This window comes from Phycisphaerales bacterium, from assembly GCA_020852515.1.
Classification (GTDB): Bacteria; Planctomycetota; Phycisphaerae; order Phycisphaerales; family UBA5793; genus UBA5793.
The window spans coordinates 264171-280695 of record JADZAS010000011.1 but is presented as its reverse complement, the minus strand read 5'-3'; the positions used below and the strand labels follow the sequence as shown (position 1 = coordinate 280695).

20 protein-coding genes are annotated in these 16525 nt (G+C 65.1%); 17 read left to right on the top strand and 3 right to left on the bottom strand.

Features of this window, described 5'->3' with window-relative positions:
• From IT430_06000 to IT430_05960, 9 genes are all read left to right on the top strand, one after another.
• The coding region (locus tag IT430_06000; protein ID MCC6907476.1) for a DNA adenine methylase at positions 1-808 on the top strand (808 nt) is incomplete at its 5' end.
• Positions 792-1196 carry a hypothetical protein gene (locus tag IT430_05995; GenBank protein MCC6907475.1) on the top strand — a complete coding sequence of 135 codons (405 nt, stop codon included), beginning with the start codon at positions 792-794 and terminating at the stop codon, positions 1194-1196. The genes IT430_06000 and IT430_05995, both read left to right, overlap by 17 nt.
• Positions 1197-1204: 8 nt before the next feature.
• Entirely contained in the window at positions 1205-1480 is a 276-nt protein-coding gene (locus tag IT430_05990; GenBank protein MCC6907474.1) for a hypothetical protein, read from the top strand.
• 250 nt (positions 1481-1730) lie between these two features.
• On the top strand, positions 1731-2069 hold the full coding sequence (locus tag IT430_05985; protein MCC6907473.1) for a hypothetical protein: 339 nt from the start codon (positions 1731-1733) through the stop codon (positions 2067-2069).
• Positions 2066-2758: a hypothetical protein gene (locus IT430_05980; protein ID MCC6907472.1), complete on the top strand. Its 693-nt coding sequence runs from the start codon at positions 2066-2068 to the stop codon at positions 2756-2758. The genes IT430_05985 and IT430_05980 overlap by 4 nt, the downstream gene beginning before the upstream one ends.
• Complete coding sequence (locus IT430_05975) at positions 2755-3522, top strand: hypothetical protein (protein MCC6907471.1); 768 nt, start codon at positions 2755-2757, stop codon at positions 3520-3522. The genes IT430_05980 and IT430_05975 overlap by 4 nt, the downstream gene beginning before the upstream one ends.
• Positions 3519-4094, top strand: a complete 576-nt coding sequence (locus tag IT430_05970; GenBank protein MCC6907470.1) for a ParB-like nuclease domain-containing protein — start codon at positions 3519-3521, stop codon at positions 4092-4094. The genes IT430_05975 and IT430_05970 overlap by 4 nt, the downstream gene beginning before the upstream one ends.
• Positions 4095-4124: 30 nt before the next feature.
• Positions 4125-4589, top strand: coding sequence for a hypothetical protein (locus tag IT430_05965; GenBank protein MCC6907469.1), 465 nt, complete (start codon positions 4125-4127; stop codon positions 4587-4589).
• Entirely contained in the window at positions 4590-6050 is a 1461-nt protein-coding gene (locus tag IT430_05960) for a hypothetical protein (GenBank protein ID MCC6907468.1), read from the top strand.
• Between the two features lie 68 nt (positions 6051-6118).
• On the opposite strand, the gene IT430_05955 is transcribed toward IT430_05960, so the two are convergent.
• The gene (locus IT430_05955) at positions 6119-6379 is read right to left on the bottom strand and encodes a hypothetical protein (GenBank protein ID MCC6907467.1); all 261 of its coding nucleotides are present in this window, start codon (positions 6377-6379) and stop codon (positions 6119-6121) included.
• Positions 6376-6843, bottom strand: coding sequence for a hypothetical protein (locus tag IT430_05950; GenBank protein ID MCC6907466.1), 468 nt, complete (start codon positions 6841-6843; stop codon positions 6376-6378). The genes IT430_05955 and IT430_05950 overlap by 4 nt, the downstream gene beginning before the upstream one ends.
• A gap of 203 nt (positions 6844-7046) precedes the next feature.
• On the opposite strand from IT430_05950, the gene IT430_05945 reads away from it, so the two are divergent.
• The 5 genes from IT430_05945 to IT430_05925 all read left to right on the top strand — a co-directional run bounded on the left by IT430_05945 (position 7047) and on the right by IT430_05925 (position 11879).
• Complete coding sequence (locus IT430_05945; GenBank protein MCC6907465.1) at positions 7047-7472, top strand: hypothetical protein; 426 nt, start codon at positions 7047-7049, stop codon at positions 7470-7472.
• A gap of 66 nt (positions 7473-7538) precedes the next feature.
• Positions 7539-8027 carry a hypothetical protein gene (locus IT430_05940; GenBank protein ID MCC6907464.1) on the top strand — a complete coding sequence of 163 codons (489 nt, stop codon included), beginning with the start codon at positions 7539-7541 and terminating at the stop codon, positions 8025-8027.
• Between the two features lie 113 nt (positions 8028-8140).
• A complete protein-coding gene (gene rpsU, locus IT430_05935) occupies positions 8141-8326 on the top strand; it encodes a 30S ribosomal protein S21 (GenBank protein ID MCC6907463.1) in 186 nt (61 codons plus the stop codon).
• Between the two features lie 186 nt (positions 8327-8512).
• The gene (locus IT430_05930) at positions 8513-11140 is read left to right on the top strand and encodes a sodium-translocating pyrophosphatase (GenBank protein ID MCC6907462.1); all 2628 of its coding nucleotides are present in this window, start codon (positions 8513-8515) and stop codon (positions 11138-11140) included.
• 52 nt (positions 11141-11192) lie between these two features.
• On the top strand, positions 11193-11879 hold the full coding sequence (locus IT430_05925; GenBank protein ID MCC6907461.1) for a DUF1801 domain-containing protein: 687 nt from the start codon (positions 11193-11195) through the stop codon (positions 11877-11879).
• Between the two features lie 94 nt (positions 11880-11973).
• Here the strand turns inward: IT430_05925 and IT430_05920 are convergent, their stop codons facing one another.
• Positions 11974-13014 carry a hypothetical protein gene (locus IT430_05920; GenBank protein MCC6907460.1) on the bottom strand — a complete coding sequence of 347 codons (1041 nt, stop codon included), beginning with the start codon at positions 13012-13014 and terminating at the stop codon, positions 11974-11976.
• A gap of 194 nt (positions 13015-13208) precedes the next feature.
• Here IT430_05920 and IT430_05915 point away from each other — a divergent pair, with 194 nt between their 5' ends.
• From IT430_05915 to IT430_05905, 3 genes are all read left to right on the top strand, one after another.
• The gene (locus IT430_05915) at positions 13209-13901 is read left to right on the top strand and encodes a hypothetical protein (protein MCC6907459.1); all 693 of its coding nucleotides are present in this window, start codon (positions 13209-13211) and stop codon (positions 13899-13901) included.
• 158 nt (positions 13902-14059) lie between these two features.
• A complete protein-coding gene (locus IT430_05910; GenBank protein ID MCC6907458.1) occupies positions 14060-14761 on the top strand; it encodes an FG-GAP repeat protein in 702 nt (233 codons plus the stop codon).
• 75 nt (positions 14762-14836) lie between these two features.
• Positions 14837-16525 (top strand): hypothetical protein, encoded by a 1689-nt coding sequence (locus tag IT430_05905; GenBank protein MCC6907457.1) that lies wholly within the window; start codon positions 14837-14839, stop codon positions 16523-16525.

Below are 16525 nucleotides of genomic sequence, written 5' to 3'. Positions count from 1 at the left end.
GCCCACCGACCGCGCGTGCTACGTCGAGGTCTTCGGGGGCATGGGCCATGTGATGAGCCAGAAGGAACCCGAGCCCAACGAGGTCTTCAACGACATCCAGTCGATCGTCGTCACGTTCTGGCTCGTGTTGCGCGATCACCGCGAGACGCTCATCGAACGCGTGCGCGGCATGCCCTACAGCCGAGAAGAGCACGATCGCATTCTCGCCTGGTGGGACGCGGGCTGTCCTGGGCCGGTCACCGACATCGAGCGATCCGCCCGATGGGTGTACCTGCTCAAGACCTCGTTCTCATCACTCGTCGGCAACCCGTACGGCTACGCGCGCAAGGGGAATGGCAAGGCGTCGGGCTGGGTGAACCTGCCCGGGCGCATCGACGCGATCTCGGAGAGATGGCGCGGCGTGCACATCGAGCACCTGGACTTTTCCAACATCATCCCTCGCTACGACGATGTCGGCACCGTGTTCTATTGCGATCCGCCGTACGTCGACTGCGAGGAGTACTACGCGGCGAGCGGCTTCAGCCAGACCGACCATGCACGCCTGGCCGGCTGCCTGGATGCGATCGAGGGCCGCGCCATCGTGTCGTACTACGAGCACAAGCTCATCGACGAGCTGTACCCGCGCGGCAAGTGGCGCCGGGCGAAGATTGCCGCGTTCAAGAGCGCCTGTCCGCTCGTACGCGGCGGCGCGCAGACGCGGCCGCGATCGACCGAACTGCTGCTGATGAACTTCGACCCGAAGACGGGACGGCGACTCGATGAGCGGCGAGCAGGTTCAAAGCGAAAGCGGCGTGCGGCCGACGCCTGAGACGATCGACAGGCGTGCTGTCGCTGTGGTGTTGTACCTGGAGGGCCGCCACGGCGACGGCACGTTTGTAAGTGCGGCCGACCTGGCGAGCATGATCGGTCTGCCGGCAGGCATGTCGCATGAGACCAGGCGGCGGCGCATACGCGAGGCTGTGACGCGCGCACGAGAGATGATGCGCGAGCACGGCGCCCAGGATGTACTCGTCGCCAACAGCCAGGGCTACGCATTGACTGGAGATCCGGCGAGCATCCGCGCATGGCTCGATGACCGGCGCCGTGCCGGCCTCACTGCCCTGGTGGAGGTCCACCGCACAGAGCGCTCGCCGGCCGTCGACGCGGCCACGGGCCAGACGCTGCTCTTCAAACCGCAACCGACGTACAGGATCTGATGCGTGCAATGGATCGCGCCGCAAAACTCGAATGCCTCACGTCGTTGCTGGCCGATGATTGCCGCTGTGACCTGGTCGCGTTCGATGAGTTCGTGCATGAAGAGGCCGGCGAGCACATCGTGCTTGAGTGCTGGACGGCGGACCATCGCGCGTTCCGGTACCAGTGGTCGGCCGACGCGTTCGACCAGCTGTCGATCGAAATCATCGGCAACCAGGTGCAGCGAGCCTACCGTCGCGCACGCGGTCTCAAGGTGCCCGAGTGGGCCGATGAGGGCACCGATTGACACCCCTTCAACCGGCGGTCAAACAGGCGTCGAGGGGCGCGTGCGCTTCTGTGCGCTGTGCGCTTCGTGGCGCACAGCACCCGCGTTGACGGCGTCGAGATCGCGGCTTCGCGCCGTTCTGGCGTTCCCGCCGTCGCCGGATCGCGGCCAAAGACGCCACTTTGGTTCGGCCGCCCGATTGCGCCGTAAGTCTTTGCGTTTGCGCCTAGTTGCGCGTTGATGCGCCTTCTTGCGGGTAGACGCCGTTGTGGTGTTCCCGTTACGTCAGGGTTTCTACGACCGCGGCATGTCGGCAGCGCAACTCGCCACGCTCATCGGCGTGCACCCCTGCACCGTCCGCCGGCGCATGCGTCAACTCGTGGCGCACCTGCGCAGCCCGATGTTCGGCTTCATTCTCGCGCACCGCGGGCGGTGGACCCACAGCCGACGCACGGTCGCGGAGATGCATCTGCTCCAGCGCCGGCCGCTTCGCGAGACGGCCCGGCGGAGCCACCTGACCATGCACATCGTCCGGCGCGAGACTGACGCCATCCGCGCCCAGTTTGAAGCGATGCAACTCGAACCTCAGCCCCGCCGGAGGGCGCGATGAGCTGGTCGCGCCGCGTCACGATCGCAGCGAGCGCGCCCACGGCGGCGGAGCCGGGCGACCGCGTGCTGGAGGTCGCCGCGATGTTCGGGCTTGGTCTCGACGGACAGCGGCAGTGCGAGGTCGTTCCGCGCACCGACCTGAACCTGCGCGGCGGGGAGGTCATCTTCATCACCGGGCCCAGCGGCGGTGGCAAGTCGAGCATCCTCCGCGCCATCGACGACGAGGTGCGGAACTGCCTGCGCTTCGAAGACGTGCTGCAGGCCGAGGACGACCGGCCCATCGTCGAGCAGATCGGCGCAAGCATCGAGGAAGCGACGCTCATTCTCTCTCTGGCCGGGCTGGCCGACGCCTTCGTTCTGCTCCGCCGGCCGAGCGAGTTGAGCGACGGGCAGCGCTACCGCTTCGGCCTGGCCCGGCTCATCGAGCGCGCGACGCACGCGGATGAACTCGCCGAGATCGTCATCCTCGCGGACGAGTTCGGCTCGACGCTCGACCGACTCACGGCCTCGGTCGTCGCCCGCAACGTCCGCCGCTGGATCGGCCGGACTCCGGGCGTGTGCTTTGTCGCGGCGACGGCTCATGACGATCTGATCGAGGCCATCGACCCCGACGTGGTGATCTGCAAGCCGCTGGGCGGCGGCATCGAGATTCTCCGGCGCGGCCAGCCGGCCGGGGAGCGCGAGGCATGAGCACGCTCCCCACCGACGAGATGCTGCGCATCGAAGAGGGCGACGGGCGCGATTACCGCGCCCTGGCCGAACATCATTACAAGTCCGGCGCGCCGTATGCGCCGACCGCGATCTACGCGATGCGCCACGATCGGCTCAGCGCCGTCGGCCGCTACGCCGGCCGCTCGAATGAAACGGTGCTCGTGGGGGTGCTTGTCATGAATCGGCCGCAACTGTGTTGCGCGCTGCGCGATGCGGCCACGAACGGGCGCTATCGCGGGCTCAAGAGCGGCGAAGCGGCGGCGCTGCTCAATCGTGAGATACGAACGATCGCGCGCGTCGTCATCGAGCCTCGCTATCGTGGTCTTGGCCTGGCGGTGCGCCTGGTGCGCCACGCGCTGCGCTGCGCCGACACGCCCTGCGTCGAAGCGCTGGCGGCAATGGGGCGGGTGAATCCGTTCTTCGAGCGCGCGGGCATGACGCGCTACGACGGCCCGCCGCGACCGGCCGATGCGCGGCTGCTTGATGCGATGGCGGAACTGGACTGGCCGCACGCTTTGCTCGCCAGCAGCGCCGCATTCAACGAGCGGCTCAGTGCGCTGAGCCCGGCCCGGCGCGCGTGGATCGAAAGCGAGTTCCGCCGCTGGCATCGCAGCGCGGCGTTCATGCAGCGGCGGCCGTCCCATGCCGCGGGGCTCGATGAAGTGCTCGAACTGGCGCGGGTGCGGCTGCTGGCGCGATGCGTGTATTACCTGCACCACGATCCCGATCGGAGGTCGGCATGATCGAGGTACTGCTGGAGCAGTTGCGGCCGCGCACGGACAACGCCAACGTCATGCCCGAAGCGATGCTGCGCAAGCTCGTCGCGCACATCGAGCGGACGGACCGGTACCCGCACCTGATCGTCCGGCCGATGCCCGGCAAGGCTGACGCGTATGAGATTCTCGACGGGCACCACCGCGCCGAGGCTCTGCGCCGCCTGGGACGCGCTTCGGCGCGCTGCGAGGTGTGGGACGTGGATGATGACGAGGCGATGCTCCTGCTGGCGACGCTCAACCGCCTGCAGGGCCGCGACGACGTGCTCAAGCGGGCTCATCTGCTTGAAGCGCTGCGCCAGCGGCTGGGCGAACAGCGCCTGCCCGAATGGCTGCCTGAAGATGCACAGCGCCTCGAGCGGCTGAGGCAGGTGCGCGCGACCCCGCCGGCCCCGGCGGCGTCGATCCGCGCCGGCGAGCTGCCGGCGGCCGTGACGTTCTTCCTGACCGGCCCGCAAGCGGCGCGCCTCGATGAGCGCCTTGCCGCGTTCGAAGGCACGCGCACGCAGCGGCTGGTCGCGTGCCTGGAACTTGATTCGTGAGACAGAACACTCATTGCCTGGGAACACCGTATGACCAAGAACACCGTCCCTTCCACGCGCACCGAGCGGCTCATGAAAGCGCTCTACGAAGCGCAGCAGGACCTCGATGAACTGGCGCGCAAGGAGAAGATGACGCTCACGCGACTGGCCGGCTGGGCGAACAACGCCGACACCATCGCGGCGCTGGATGGCCTGTGCCGGCTCAACGACGTGCGGGCTCAATTGCTGGTGAGCCGCTATCGCACGCTCGCCGCAGCGCGGCTGTTCGAACTGGCCAAGGACGAGGCGGCGGGCGAACTGGCGCGCAAAGCGTGCGTCGATCTGCTCAAGGTGTGCCTCATTCCGCTGACGGGCGGCGACGGAGCCGGGCTGCATGCCCAAGCGGCGCCGGGCGTCGTCGATGAAGCGGCGGTGCGGCGCCTGCTGTGCGAACTGGGCAAGGAGGCGGGTCGCGAAGGCAGCGCCGAAGCGAACCAGCCCGCCGGAGCCGACTGAGTGGCCGGCCTCGAATCTCCGACTTCGATTCAGGTGCGGCGTGCGCTGCGCCTCGTGCGGCCGCACACGCCCGACGAGTTGCACGGCTACTGCCGGGCGGTGCTGGGCTTTGACGTGCCTCGGCTGGCGCGCCTCGAGGGGCACTGCGCGCCATTTGACTATCTCTGCCACGCCTTCTTTGAGACCGGAGACGTGCGCGACTGCGTCGTCTGGGCCAACCGCGGCGGGGGCAAGACGCGCTTTGGCGCGATCGCCACGCTGCTCGATCTGCTCTTTAAGCCCGGCATCCAGGTGCGGATCCTCGGCGGCTCACTCGAACAGTCGTCGCGCATGCACATGTACCTGCGCGAGATGATCGAAGGTGACACCTTCGGCGATCTGCTCGAAGGCAAGGCGACGGGCCGGCACATCCAACTCACCAACGGTTCACGCGTCGAGGTGCAGGCGCAGAGCGAGCAGTCGGTGCGAGGGCTGCGCGTTCAGAAGCTCCGCTGCGACGAGGTCGAGTTGTTCACGCCCGAGGTCTGGCAGGCGGCGCAGTTTGTAACGCGCTCGGCGTGGTGCGGCGATACGTTCGTGCGCGGGTGCATCGAAGCGCTGAGCACGATGCACCGACCTTTCGGGCTCATGCACGAACTCGTGCAGCAGGGCGCGGTCCGACGCATCTTCCGCTGGGGGCTGCTGGAGGTGATCGAACGCTGCGACCCGGCGCGGCCGTGCGAAGACTGCAAACTCTGGGAGGACTGCGGCGCCCTGGCGCGAACGGCGCGCGGCTTTCTTCCGGTCGACGATGCGCTCATGCAGAAGCGCCGCACCGGCGGGCCGGAGTGGGCGGCGGAGATGCTCTGCCGCCAGCCCAGCCGCAGCGACTGCGTGTATCCGATGTTTGACGCGGCAACGCACGTGCGGCCGCTCGAGCCGGGCGACGCGAACAGCGGAACCTGGATCGCGGGAATGGACTTCGGCTTCCGCTCGCCCACGGTCGTGCTCTGGGCGCACCTGGCCGGCGATGGGAGCGTGCACGTCGTGGATGAACACGTGGCGTCGGAGCTGACGATCGAGCAGCACCTCGGCGTCATTCGCAGCCGCAGCGCAGGGCGAACGCTGGAGTGGATCGGCATCGATCCGGCGGGCTTCCAGCGCCACGAGCACTCAGGCACGAGTTCGGCGGCGCTGCTGATGCGGGCGGGATTCACGATCCGCGCGCGGCGGAGCGAGGTGCAGGCCGGCGTCCGGGCGGTCGGCGCCCTGCTGCGCAGCGCTGACGGCCGGGTGCGTCTGCGCGTCGATCCGCGCTGCGAGCGCCTCATCGAGTCGCTCCAGACCTATCACTACCCGCCCCAGCAGCCGCGCAGCCTTGAGCCGGTCAAGGACGGGTCGGACCACGCGTGCGATGCGCTGCGCTATCTCGTGACGAATCTGGATCGGCAGCGCGGCAAGGCGAACGTGGTGTCATACTGAGCGCATGTAGCGCGGCCGATAGGCACTTTGCTCAAAACGAACCATCGCGGATGCGCTATTCAGATGTATCAGAAATAGCGGGGCGCGGCCCAGATCACGACGACGTACAGGCCGACGCACATGAGCGCCATCACGAACATCACCTGCACGGTCATCTTGACCACCTGGCGCCAATAGCGGCGCATCGTCGGCACCCGGATCGCCTTGTACACCATGGAGATAAGAAACACCAGCGGAATGACGAGCCACCACCACCACCCGTTCACGTCGATCGGATCAAGCAGCGGCCGGTAGGCGAGTGCGAGGTTGGAGCACAGCGCGGGGATCATTCCCGGCCCCCCCCCCGGGGATTGGAACCTGATTCGTCGCTCGCGCGTTGCCGCGGCAGGACGAGGACATCAAGAATCGCGAGCAGGTTGAGCATGCCGGCGACAGTGGTGAAGAGAGTAGGGATCTCGTTGGCGTGGGCGAAGGAAGGGACGGGATAGGCGTGGTTGACTTTGGCCGAAGGACTGTCAGGCGTGAAGTGGCGCGAGCGCCACAGGTCGATGGCGGGAGTGATGGGTCCGGCCAGGAACTGTCCGGCGTACCAGAGCGGGTCGCCGCGCCGATCGACAATGTCCAGTCCGCCGATGAGCAATCCGGAGAAGTACATGGCCGCGATGCCGGTAAAGATCAGGCGAGCGCGGCGGCGGTGTCCGAGCACCCAATGGCCCAGGCCGGGCACCAGCCAGGCGAGGACCGGCGCGAGGAAATTGAACCGGGCGTCGTCTTCGGTATCCCAACTGGACAAGGACGAATCTCCATGGTCCGGGAGTGCGTTTGGGCTCGCCCCGAGGGAGGCGACGAAAAGTCGCCCGCCCCGTTTGACAAGCAATGGGTGCCCTGTAGTGTACCCGCGCCTCGGCCCGGGGTTGGGCCGGTTGGGCAGAGGGTAAGAACCGTTTTGCGGTCGCCGCGCACGCTGCGGCCGCACCCTTCGAGGTCGCTGACTCCATGACACAGTTGAAGAAAGACATCCTCACCTGCGCGGTGTATGACGTGGCGTGTGCAGAGGAATTTCTCCTCAAGAACGTGAACGGCACGAGCGCCCTGACCCTTCTTGAGGCGCTCGCAGGGGAGCGCCGCGAACTGCGCCCGCTCGCCTTCGATGACGATGAGGAAGACGAAGAGGTCGAACTCGAGGAAGAGGAAGAAGATCTCGACTTCGACGAGGAAGACGAAGAATTCGAGGAGGATGAAGACGAGGAAGCCGAGACCGAGGAGGAGGCCGACGACCTCGACGAGGAAGAAGAGGAAGAGGAAGACGAAGAAGAGGACGAGGACGATTTCTGGGACGAAGAGGAAGAGGAAGATGAGGAATTTCTGGACGACGACGAAGAGGAAGACGATTACTTCGACGATGAAGAGGAAGAAGACTGACTGACCGTCGCCTGACCCTGCGGCTCGTGCCGACCGTCGCGCGACGGCGTTGCACGGAGGTGGCCCATGGGTGGCTCCAGGCGCGCGTCCGAGAACTCGAAATCCAAACCACACCCCGTCAACGCGGCGGATGAGGCCGTCAACGGGCGGTCGCAGACCGACTTTGGCGCCGGCGTGGCGGATCGCCGAGTGGTCCCCGACCGCCGCCTCGCCCCCGGAGCCGGCTCGACCGGGCTGGAGCGGAGGCGCGGGCCGGGCCGGCGGCGAACCGACTTTACCCGGGCAGCGGAAGAGGGGGAGATGACCGGGGAGCAGTTCCTGTTCCTCATGGCCATCGACGTCTTCAAGCGCGTGAACGACAAGACCTTCCCGTCCTGGTCGGACGTTCTGGAGATCATCCGCCGCCTCGGATACCGCAAGGTGCAGGGGTCGCAGATCAGCGTCCCGCAGGCTGAGGACTGGACGGAGCCGGCCGATGCGCCGCTCTGGCCGCAGCCCCGGCTTGGCCCGGAGGCCGAGGAGGAGGGCCCTGAGGCGCTGGATGACGCCGCCTGAGTCTGACCTGAAATCTCAGAGATAGTGTGGCTGCCTGACTGGAGATCGAGCGGAGGGCAGGCTTCAATAGGGGCCTGTTGAAACCGTTGATTCAGAGAGGATTGTGACCAGGCATGGCCATTCGTATCAAGGCACGCAGCGGCGAGTCAGTCGAGCAGATGCTCCGCAGGTTCAAAAAACTCTGCGAGAAGGAAGGGCTGACCAAGGACATCAAGCGTCGGCAGTACTACGAGAAGCCCTCGGAGCGTCGCAATCGCGAAGCGCGGCGCACCCAGCCGCGCCGTCCGATCACGCCGTAAGGCCGCTCTTCGGTCGTCGCTTCGTCCCGGAGCGCATGCTGATTCAGGCTGCTCTCACGCTCTGCTTCCACAGCGATCACATCCGGCGCAACCCGCTTCGGGCGGCGCGCCGCTTCAGTTCATTGGCCGAGTTTTCTTATCTGACCCGATCCGGTAAGGGTGGATCGGGCTCGTGAGGATCGGATCATGGATATGCTGCACCACGCACCGTCAGGCCTTGCTGTCACTCCATTTCTGGCCCAGATGAGCGACATTCCCGCCATCTGGTGGGTCGCGCCCATCGGAGCGCTCGCGGCCCTCTTCATGGCCTTCACGTTCTTCAAGTGGGTCAAGGGGCAGTCCGAAGGCGACGCCGGCATGATCGAGATCGCCGAGGCCGTCCGCCAGGGGGCGATGGCCTATCTCGTCCGGCAGTACAAAGTCGTGTCGGTTGTCTTCCTGCTGCTGGTCATCGTGCTGGGCGTCATCTCGTTCGGCCTGGACCTGCAGCCGACGATGTCGATGATCGGCGTACCCGTCGCCGGGCTGCTCTCGGGCCTGTGCGGCTGGTTCGGCATGAAGACCGCGACCTACGCGAGCGCCCGCACCGCCCACGCCGCCAAGCAGTCGCTCAACGACGGCCTGAAGGTGGCCTTCCGCGCCGGGGCCGTCATGGGCCTGGTGGTCGTGGGCTTTGCGCTGCTCGACGTTTCCATCTGGTTCTTCCTGTTCAAGGGTCTGGCGATCTTTGGCGACATTCCCCTGACTGAACTCACCGTCATTATGCTCTCTTTCGGCATGGGCGCTTCGACACAGGCGCTCTTTGCCCGCGTGGGCGGCGGCATCTACACCAAGGCCGCCGACGTCGGAGCCGACCTCGTCGGCAAAGTCGAAGCCGGCATCCCCGAAGACGACGCCCGCAACCCAGCGACGATCGCCGACAACGTCGGTGATAACGTCGGCGACGTGGCCGGCATGGGCGCCGACCTCTACGAGTCGTACTACGGCTCGATCCTGTCGAGCATGGCGCTGGGCGCTGCTTCCGCGGCGGCTCTGGCGCTTGACAGCGCAACGGCTGTGAAACTGACGGTCGTGCCGATGTGCCTGGCGGGATTGGGCATTATCTGCTCGATCCTCGGCGTGTTCACCGTCAAGGCCAAGGAAGGCGCCTCGTTCAACCAACTGCTCAAGAGCCTGCACACCGGTGTGTGGGTGGCGTCGGGGCTGATCGTCGTCGCTTCGGGCGGCGTGCTTTGGCTGCTGCTCAAGGACGTTGCCGAGGTCAGCTGGATGGGGCTGTGGGGTTCGATCATTTCCGGCCTCGTCGCGGGTCTGATCATCGCGTGGGGTACGGAGTATTACACGAGTTACGAGCACAAGCCCACGCAGCACATCGCCCAGCAAGCGCAGACCGGCCCTGCCACGGTGATCATCGCCGGCATCGCCGAAGGCATGATGAGCACGTGGATCCCGCTGGTGGTGATCGTCATCGCCATTCTCGCGGCGTTCGGCCTCGCGGGCGGGCGCTCGAACTTCCTCGTGGGCCTGTTTGGGGTGGGCATCGCGGCCGTGGGCATGCTGAGCACGCTGGGCATCACCCTGGCGACCGACGCGTATGGCCCGATCGCCGACAACGCAGGCGGCAACGCCGAAATGACCGGCCAGCCCAAGCACGTGCGCGAGCGCACCGACATGCTCGACAGCCTGGGCAACACCACGGCGGCCACGGGCAAGGGCTTTGCCATCGGCTCGGCGGCGCTGACGGCCATGGCGCTGCTGGCGGCGTACGTCCAGGTCGTGCAGCAGCAGCAGACCTCGCAGGCGGCGGCGTGGGTGGGCACGCAGACGATCAATGCGACGGCTGAGCCGACCGCCTATTACGAAGGACACAACAAGTGGGCCATCTTGACGACCGACGGCGGCCTCTTCGCCAAGACCGACAGCGCCAATGACGTGGTCGGCGGCCTGGCGATCGTCAGCGATGAACAGAAGATGCGCATCGACGAGGCGCAGGAGGCGGCTGGCGATGCGCCGATTGCCGTGACGCTCTCGGACTGGGATGTGCAGAACAAGTCGTGGCGGGCAACCTACGCCACGCCCGAGGGCCAGCAGAACATCCAGTTCCGCATGACGCGCGCCGATCAGGGTTCCATCCGCGACATGATGATGTATTACGACGTCACGCTCATGAATCCGCGCACCATTGGCGGCCTGTTCATGGGTGTGCTGCTCACGTTCGTGTTCTGCGCGCTGACGATGAGCGCGGTCGGCCGCGCGGCGTACGCGATGATGAACGAGTGCCGCCGGCAGTTCGGCAAGATGCGCGAGGCGTTCCGCGCTTCGGGCATGAGCGAGGCCGACATGGCCGACCCGAACAAGTGGCCCAAGAAGGTCATGCACGAGGGCATCCAGTATCCGCAGTACGCCCAGTGCGTGGCGATCTCGACGGCCGGGGCCCAGAAGGAAATGATCGTGCCGGCGCTGCTGGCCATCATCGTGCCCGTCGTGGTCGGGCTGATTCTGGGCGTGGCTGGCGTGGTCGGGCTGCTCATGGGCGGCCTGTCCTCCGGCTTTGCCGTGGCCATCTTCATGGCCAATGCCGGCGGCGCGTGGGACAACGCCAAGAAGTACATCGAAGCCGGGCATCACGGCGGCAAGGGCAGCCTGCCGCACAAGGCGACCGTCGTCGGCGACACCGTCGGCGATCCGTTCAAAGACACCTCCGGCCCTTCGCTCAACATCCTCATCAAGCTCATCTCGATCGTCTCGGTCGTGTTCGCCGGCCTGGTCGTCAAGTTCGGCCCGATCGTCGGGGAGATGATCGGCCTGCACTGAGAGGCGCCAGGCGGAGGCTGTTCCTGTCCAATTCGCCGAGGTAGACTTGGCCATGCGCAGCCAGGCCACGACGATCGAAGCGTACCTGCAATCGCTGCCGCCTGATCGTCGCGAGGCGATTCAGGCCGTGCGCGATGTCATCAACCGGAACATCGACAAGCAATATGCCGAGGGCATGCAGTACGGCATGCCGGCGTGGTTCGTGCCCCGCAGCGTCTACCCGGCCGGGTATCACTGCGATCCGAAGCAGCCGGTGCCGTTTGCCAGTGTGGCCTCGCAGAAGAACCACGTGGCCATCTACATGTTCTGCATCTACTGCCTGCCCGGCGAGGCGGAGTGGTTCGCGCAGCAGTGGAAGGCGACGGGCAAGCGGCTGGACATGGGCAAAGGCTGCGTGCGCTTCAAGCGGCTCGAAGATGTGCCGCTCGATCTCATCGGCGAGGCCGTCCGACGCGCGACGATCACGCGCTTCCTCGAGCACTACGAATCGGTCGTGAAGCCGGGCGGTCGTTCCGGCAGTGCCAGCAAGGGCGGCGGGAAGCCGGCATCAAAGAAGACCGCGTCAAAGACGTCCGCGTCAAAGAAGTCCGCGTCGAAGAAGACCAGCTCGAAAAAGTCGGCATCGAAGAGCGCGCCGGGCAAGAAGGCGCCATCGCGCAAACCCGCATCAAAGAAAACGGTCAGGAAAGCGGCGGCAAAGAAGGCCGCCAGGCGCGCGCCCGCGAAAAAGAAAAAGTAAGTCCCGCGCTCCGCACTGAAAAACGAAGCGGCCCCGCTCAGGTGAGCGGGGCCGCCGTAATTTCAGCACTATACAGAGGCGCCACGAAGCGACGTCAGGGCAACTGTGCGCCGTTGCTCGTCGCGCACGGGCTGCCATCGACGATCACCAGTTGCAGGTAGCCCCCGCATGCGCCCGCGCCGGCGTTGCCGCTCACCTGGCCCGAGCCGCCGCCGGTGTTGACGGTGTTCACCAGTTGAATGTTCTGTGCGCTCAGGCCCAGTTGGGTGCCCTGGCACGGTCCATTGGGAATGATCAGGTTGCCGGTGGTGCTGGCGAAGACGATGCCCATCTGCGAATTCGGCGTCGCGTCGAACCAGGCGACGGTGACGACTCCGGGGCACGCGCCGGTGACGCGGAGCGTCGGTCCGCTCGGCTCGGCGGGGATGTACGCCAGACCGAGGATGTTGCCGCTGCCCATCGGCCCGATGAGCACGGCCTGGCCCGTGTTCACATCCATGTAGTAGAAGCTGTCGGTCGAATTGTCGGCCATGTAGAGCACGCCGTTGTCGCGGTTGTACGCCAGCGAATTCGGGTTTGTCGAATTGACCAGCGGTCCGATGAGCGTCGCGGCGCCGCTGCCGCGATCGACGGTGTAGAACGAGTCGGCGCCGCTGTTGGACAGGTACATGACGTCCGCGTCGGAGTCGTAGCCGATGTTCGAGAAGCTCGTCAGCCCCGACGTGCCGATCAGCGTGGCGGCGCCGGTGGTGCGGCTAATGGTGTACAGGCCGTTGTTGTGAGACGACACGCCGTAGAGCGTGTCGGTGCTCGGGTCATACTCGAGGCCGTGCATGACAATGGCCGTGTCGCCGTACTCCCCAACGAGCGTCGCCTCGCCGGTGCTCAGATCGAGCGTGTAGAGTGAGTCGTTGCCGGTGGACGAGAGATACATGATGCCGTGAACATCATCCCACGCGAGTTCGGAAGTCGTGCTCGCATTGCTGCTGATCGTGCCGATGGACGTCTTGACGCCGGTCGTGATGTCCACTTCGTACAGAGCCCTCGAGCTGTCGCAGGCGATCATGCGCTGGCCCAGTGCCGTCGAGGCGAAGACGAATACTGCGGCGGTGCAAACCAAACATGGCTTCTTCATTTCTCTGTTCCTCCTCTGCGCCGCGGGCGGCGCGGTGATGTGTCTCGCACGGTAACTCGGCCCTGCCGACGCGTCAAGGCGAATCGGTGCATACCGCGGAGATTCGAGCGGATTGGCCCCCAGGGGGGACTGTGAAGCCGACCGATAATGCCGCCGACGCCCCTAAGAAGAGCAGGCTGAGTGCGTATGGTTCCATGATGCCGCGCGCTTTTGGCCTCAACCGCCGCTGCCTGGCCGCCGCCGTGCTTCTCGGCCTGGCGACGACGGTCGGCATCTCCTGGGCGGCGATGTTCTGGCCCCGCAGAGGCCGCGACGACTACGGCCCGCCGGCGAGTACATTCGTGGGCTACACCCGCACGTCAGACGGCTACAAGATCTGGACGATCACGCGCGGCCGCAACGCCTGGCACCACGTCGTGACTTACTCCTTCCTCCAGATCTCCGGCCATGCGCTGATGATCCCCATCGCCGACTTTGAAGCCAACAAGGCGGACGTGAATGCGCTGCCGCGCCACCTCAGGCCGGCGTCGATTGACGATCTGCACATGCAGGCGTGGTACCGCGAAACCGGATGGCCGATGCCGGCCCTGACGTGCTCGATCCACTGGGTGAGGCAGATTCGCAACGCTGACATCATCTATGGCGTGGAAGGCGGCTACCAGTTGCCGCGCGATGCGGATTTCAACCCGCGGGCGCTTCCCCTCACGCCGGTCTGGCCGGGCTTTGCGGTGAACCTCGGCTTGTGGACGGCGTGCTGGCTCGGCTCGCTTTGGGGATTCAGCGCCCTGCGCCGCTGCAGCCGCCGGCGGCGCAACTGCTGCACCCACTGCGCCTACCCGCGCACCGGCCTGCCCGAAAATTCCCTCTGCCCGGAATGCGGCCGGTGAGCCGCCCCGCCCCGCCTCACCCGGGCGGCGGAACTGCACCAGTTTCCGATAAACAGCAGGATTTCTCTTGACACGGCCCCTGATTCAGGGCATGCTGTGGCGTGAATTGGTGTTGTCGGCAGTCTGAGGGTAACGCTGCGGCGTGTCGACAGGGCACGGTGTATCTTTTTGCCGGCGGCGAGGCGGCTGAAGTCAAGTTTGGCCAGTCGCCGGCCTCAGGCGGGGACATCAACGGCGACGGCACGACGGACATCGTCATTGCGAGCAGCTTATTTGCGGGCGTGACGCACTCCTACGTCGGGCGCGTCTACGTGTTCCTCACGCCGCCCTATTCATCGGTCGGGTGGCCCACGAGCGAGAACAAGCACTGGTCTGCGGCAGACGCGAACATCATCATTGACGGGCCGGACAACGACAACTTCGTGCTGTTCGGATATGCGCTTGCGTGCAATGGGAACACAAACAAGGGAACCGGTGAGGGCCAGGACGCTCGCGCAGACATTCTCATTGGTGCGCCGCGAGCGGACACATGCTCCTACAACCCTCCACAGCTGAGAAATGATCGCGGCTTTGTGTACCTGTTTCGGTGCACCGGAACGGTCGCTGCGGGACCCAGTGGCGATCAGGTGTCATGGACCGCCGGCGACTATGCCGCGTACTATCGCATAAAGTGTCTCGCAGGAACGTACGATAACGAATCGCCCTATTTGGGCCGCTCCGTTATGTTCCTCGGTGATGTCGATGGTGATGCCGAGAGTGATGATGAAGTGATGTTTGGTGCACCCGGTTGGGATACATCATATTATGGGTCCGGCATTCCTGCTGACGATTGGGGTTGCGTCTATCTTGTTTGCTATTGATGCACGATCTAGAGACTGGGCTGGGGCATGCGAGCATCCTCTACGCGTATTATAACGGGACCTCTCGCCAACGGGTTGGCGACGCTCGCCATCGTTTGCGTCGGACGCATCGCAACTGCGCGGCAATTGCATTGCCCGCCCGAGCAACTGCAGCGAGTTATCAGTCCATGCAATGTCGGCAATGGCTTTGGACGCTCCGTCACCTTGCTCGAAAGTCGAATGGCGGCAGGCCGTTACGACGCGTCGGGCGGTCGAATCTCAACATACCTGCTCAATCCGGTCACGCGCCAATGGGAATCCGAGACGGATATTCGACCCGCTGATTTGCAGCCGCTCGACGCATTTGGCAATGCAACGGCCTTCCACTTTAATCCAAAGGGCAATGAATGGCTGCTCGCCGGCGGAAGTCCGTACCACAGTCTCGTCCGTCCGTTCGCGGGCAAGGTGTACTTGTTCGGCCTGAATGGATCAAACGAGTGGGTTCAGCTGGGCGCGGTTATCCCAGATGCACTAATTCCCGACGGCTGGTTCGGGAACGAAGTCGCTTGGGTGAGCGCCGGTGAACGAACGTTTCTTTTCGTCGGAGCTCCGGGATCTGATGGGGATGGGATTATCGGCTCCACGTACGTCTTTGAAAGAGACGAAATAGGTGTATGGATCCAACGATCGCACCTCCAAGCCCCTGATGGAGAGCCGGAAGACGCATTCGGGTATGCGATTTCCTCTGCGGAGAGTAACGGTAAGACCGTGTTGGCGATCGGTGCACCAGGGCACATCAATCTACCGAATACGCAGCCTGGGTCGGTCTACTTTTACGGATTTGACTCCGGAGCGAATGAATGGACTCTTGAAGCCCATTTCGAGGCACCCGATCCGTATGTTCAGGATGAATTCGGAGTAAGTGTATCGGTGGAAATGGCTATTCAACCACCTGGATTCACTCATCGCGTGGCTGTGGGCCGACGAAACGAAGGTGCCTTTGGAGCTTCGCTTGGCCCCGGTGCAGTCTACCTCTATCTGCGCGACGCGAACGGCTCATGGCGGCAGGAAGCGCATTTGGTGCCACCCGTGTCCAATCCCAACGATATGTTGCTCGGACATGATGTCTCTCTCGATCCTGATGGCACTCTCCGACTTCTTGCGGCAGCGGCAGAGAATAGAGATTTCGGAACGTCTTCGGGTTGCGTCTATGTCTATGAGCGCGATGATATGAGTGGCGAGTGGCTCGCGACGCAGGCGCTGTACGGCCGCGAACAAGATGCACTCGACGTGTTCGGCTTCAGGATCGCGTCCGGAGGTGGTGCTTCGGACGACATGGCCGTGATCGGTGCGCACACCACGCAATGCGAAGGTGGGTTGCAGACCGACGCCGTCGGCGCTGTCTACTCCTTCGACCTCAACCCCGGCGAGCCCGGCAACTGTCCGCCGCCGGTGCTTACCTTGCAGAAGGTTCCCGACTGCTTCAGCGGGCCCGGTGGGGAGATTGAAGTCCGCTGGTTTCAGGCCACGCCCGACCAGCGGGCCCGCATCGCCATCCTCTACGCCAAGCGCACCGGCAACTTTGTCATCCCCAACGGCAACCCGTGTTCAGGCACGGCGCTGGAACTCGGCCAACTCGGCCTGCAGGTCGCCCACACCGGCTCAGCCGGCCAGTTCGGCGCCGGCCGCATCAAGCGCACCGTCCCGCGCAGCGTCTGCGGCGGCTACCTCCAGCTCGTGGACATCGCCCGCTGCGCGACGAGCAACGTCGTGCGGATCGAGTAG

Excerpts from the sequence above, each read along its gene's own strand:
- IT430_05990 (MCC6907474.1), top strand. The coding sequence starts at position 1,205 with ATGGATCGCGCCGCAAAACTCGAATGCCTCACGTCGTTGCTGGCCGAT.
- IT430_05980 (MCC6907472.1), top strand. The coding sequence starts at position 2,066 with ATGAGCTGGTCGCGCCGCGTCACGATCGCAGCGAGCGCGCCCACGGCG.
- IT430_05975 (MCC6907471.1), top strand. The coding sequence starts at position 2,755 with ATGAGCACGCTCCCCACCGACGAGATGCTGCGCATCGAAGAGGGCGAC.
- IT430_05970 (MCC6907470.1), top strand. The coding sequence starts at position 3,519 with ATGATCGAGGTACTGCTGGAGCAGTTGCGGCCGCGCACGGACAACGCC.
- IT430_05965 (MCC6907469.1), top strand. The coding sequence starts at position 4,125 with ATGACCAAGAACACCGTCCCTTCCACGCGCACCGAGCGGCTCATGAAA.
- IT430_05955 (MCC6907467.1), bottom strand. The coding sequence starts at position 6,379 with ATGATCCCCGCGCTGTGCTCCAACCTCGCACTCGCCTACCGGCCGCTG.
- IT430_05945 (MCC6907465.1), top strand. The coding sequence starts at position 7,047 with ATGACACAGTTGAAGAAAGACATCCTCACCTGCGCGGTGTATGACGTG.
- IT430_05940 (MCC6907464.1), top strand. The coding sequence starts at position 7,539 with ATGGGTGGCTCCAGGCGCGCGTCCGAGAACTCGAAATCCAAACCACAC.
- rpsU (MCC6907463.1), top strand. The coding sequence starts at position 8,141 with ATGGCCATTCGTATCAAGGCACGCAGCGGCGAGTCAGTCGAGCAGATG.
- IT430_05930 (MCC6907462.1), top strand. The coding sequence starts at position 8,513 with ATGGATATGCTGCACCACGCACCGTCAGGCCTTGCTGTCACTCCATTT.
- IT430_05925 (MCC6907461.1), top strand. The coding sequence starts at position 11,193 with ATGCGCAGCCAGGCCACGACGATCGAAGCGTACCTGCAATCGCTGCCG.
- IT430_05920 (MCC6907460.1), bottom strand. The coding sequence starts at position 13,014 with ATGAAGAAGCCATGTTTGGTTTGCACCGCCGCAGTATTCGTCTTCGCC.
- IT430_05915 (MCC6907459.1), top strand. The coding sequence starts at position 13,209 with ATGATGCCGCGCGCTTTTGGCCTCAACCGCCGCTGCCTGGCCGCCGCC.